The organism is Micrococcus sp. HSID17227 (assembly GCF_003989405.1).
GTDB classification, from domain to species: Bacteria; Actinomycetota; Actinomycetes; order Actinomycetales; family Micrococcaceae; genus Micrococcus; species Micrococcus luteus.
In genome coordinates this window covers 1-638 of the sequence record NZ_RBLN01000529.1, presented here as the reverse complement: position 1 = coordinate 638, position 638 = coordinate 1, and the positions used below count along the sequence as shown (strand labels likewise).

At 80.6% G+C, this 638-nt stretch carries 1 protein-coding gene; it reads right to left on the bottom strand.

Translation table 11 applies throughout. The annotated features are described in order from the left end of the window. Positions 1-638: FAD-dependent oxidoreductase (locus D8M29_RS13105; RefSeq protein WP_127446075.1), on the bottom strand; the 638-nt coding region annotated here is incomplete at both ends.

Sequence of the window (638 nt, the reverse complement as noted above, 5' to 3'; positions counted from 1 at the left end):
CGGGGCGCAGCGGGACCTCGACGGCGGTGGCCGCGCCGCCGATCCCGCGGTGGCCCAGGCCCGCGGCGAGGACCGCGCCGTCGGCGGTGAGGACGCCCCCGTCGGCCAGCGTGAGGCGCACCCCCTCGCCCTCCGGGCCGGCGGCGGTGACGCGTCCGGCCACGAACCGGGCGGCGGGTCCGGCGCCGACCGGGAGCGGGCCGCCGTCGGGTCCGGTCTCGGCGCGCAGGGCGGCGACGCAGGCGGCGGCGAGCCGTCGCGGGTCCACCTGATGGTCGTCCGGGGCGTCGAAGCCGGCGGACAGGCCCGGGGCCAGGGCGGGCTCGGCGCGGCGCAGCGCGCGGACGGAGACGGGCTCGACCCGGCGACCGAGGATCGAGGCGTGCTCGAGCACGTGGTCCCAGGCGCGGGCGTCCGAGGGGTCCGCGGCCACGATCCAGGCGCCCTGTGCGAGGAAGCCCGTCTCCACATCGGTGAAGGCGGCGAGCAGGTCCACGAGGGCCGGGTAGGCCTCCCAGCCGGCCTGCAGCAGCGGGGCGAGGTCGTCCTGGCTGAACTGGGTCTCGGCGAGCGGCGCGAGCATCCCCGCCGCGGCGTGGGTGGCCCCGGCCACGGCGTGCGGGCGCCCGGCGGCGTCA